Raw genomic sequence first — 849 nt, 5'->3', positions numbered from 1 at the left:
TTGTGCTCGCTGCTGCGCTGATTTCGCTCTCGTGCACGGCACATGCACAAGGAAAGCCGGCGTCGAAAGACGCGCTGCTCTATTTCATCTGGCCGCAGAACGGTGCAATCATCAAGGGTGCCTTCTGGTGCCGTTTCGGTTTGCGGAACATGGGAGTCACCCACGCGGGCGATGACTTCCAGAACAGCGGTCACCATCACCTGCTGATCGATGTCAGCGAGCCGCTCGAACCCAATGAGCCGATTCCGCAGGACAAGAACCATCTGCATTTCGGCGCCGGCCAGACCGAGGCGCGTCTCGAGCTTCCACCCGGCAGGCATACGCTGCAGCTGGTGTTGGGCGACGCCAAGCACTATCCCTTCAAACCGCCGCTCGTCTCGGACAAGATCACGGTCACCGTGAGATAGATCGCCCCGCCGTAATGCGGTCCGTCCGTATGCGACCAATCCCATGCCACAACACGAGACAGCCGCGTCGCGCGCCCGCGCAGGATTCATCCAAAGCTCAGCAGAAATCATCAATCGGCGACCGCCAAGCATCCCCACGTTCCGCTGCACGCATTCCGCGGAGACGGGGAAAGAGCAACGATGTCCCACGATCACCCGGCTGCGAGAGCGTGACCCCCGGCGCGTGGCGGGCGGCGCGCCAACAGATCGCTGACGAGCAAAGGTCGCGCGCGGGGAGGCCCTGTATTCGCTGCTCGGCTCCGAAGTCGGCAGTCACTTCAACGCTCCTTGCCCGTCGTGCCAATCTGTCGCACGCGCTCGCCCTTGCCATGTCGGGCAAATCACCGCGATTCTCTGCCGCGTCTCGTGCTCACAAGAGGGGCGGTTCGCGGTCGTCACGGAC

The 849-nt window shown here is 63.0% G+C and carries 1 protein-coding gene; it reads left to right on the top strand.

Going from position 1 to position 849, the window contains the following annotated elements:
- Window positions 1-2: 2 nt before the first annotated feature.
- Complete coding sequence (locus BRAS3843_RS17620; protein WP_008970327.1) at window positions 3-407, top strand: DUF4399 domain-containing protein; 405 nt, start codon at window positions 3-5, stop codon at window positions 405-407.
- Window positions 408-849: the final 442 nt, after the last annotated feature.

The sequence above is a fragment of the Bradyrhizobium sp. STM 3843 genome, assembly GCF_000239815.1.
GTDB lineage: Bacteria > Pseudomonadota > Alphaproteobacteria > Rhizobiales > Xanthobacteraceae > Bradyrhizobium.
This window is presented reverse-complemented; position numbering and strand designations above follow the sequence as displayed.